The organism is Polaribacter sp. BAL334 (assembly GCF_015767435.1).
Lineage (GTDB): Bacteria > Bacteroidota > Bacteroidia > Flavobacteriales > Flavobacteriaceae > Polaribacter.
Map to the genome: position 1 here is coordinate 1 of NZ_JADWOV010000011.1, position 615 is coordinate 615.

The window sequence follows — 615 nt, forward strand, 5'->3', positions numbered from 1 at the left end:
ATCCTAATGAGAAGTACACTTTAATTGGGACAAAAATTAAACCGAGGGGAATTCTTGGACAACTGACAGGCAAACAAATATTAGAACTGCAAAATAACAGTGTAATTTACCAAATAATAATTGAAAAAGCCGGAGAGTTAAAAGAATTAGAACTACAAAAAGAAGAACAGTTTTTTAGTGTCCAAGGACTGTTTGCAATAAAAGTGGAAGGATTTGATTACACAAACTCGATAACATATACAGAGGAGAGGATTATTCTTGTTAAAGCTTTAGATTCCGAGACTGCAATTCAAAAAGCAAATATTGAATTTAAAAAGTATTCAGACTTTGAATATTTAAATAGCGATTTTAGACTTACAAAATGGGATTTTATCGAGATAATGGATGTTTACGAAGTTGATGAAACTGAAATAGACTCGAATGGGACGGAAATATTTAGTGTGACTCGAAATAGAAAATTAAAATAAAAAACTGGTGGTAACAAGTGGTATAAAACATTGGGGTTTAAGTGGTTATTCGAGCGTTCTGCCACGCATCAAGTTCGGTGTAACCGGACAGGAAAGTTGCCCGCAATCCCCAACGATTTTATACCGCCAGCCGTAAATAATTAAAAAA

At 33.7% G+C, this 615-nt stretch carries 1 protein-coding gene; it reads left to right on the top strand.

What is annotated here, in order from left to right:
- On the top strand, positions 1 to 467 hold a 467-nt coding region (locus IU405_RS00055; RefSeq protein WP_197436638.1), incomplete at its 5' end, for a DUF4288 domain-containing protein.
- Positions 468 to 615: the final 148 nt, after the last annotated feature.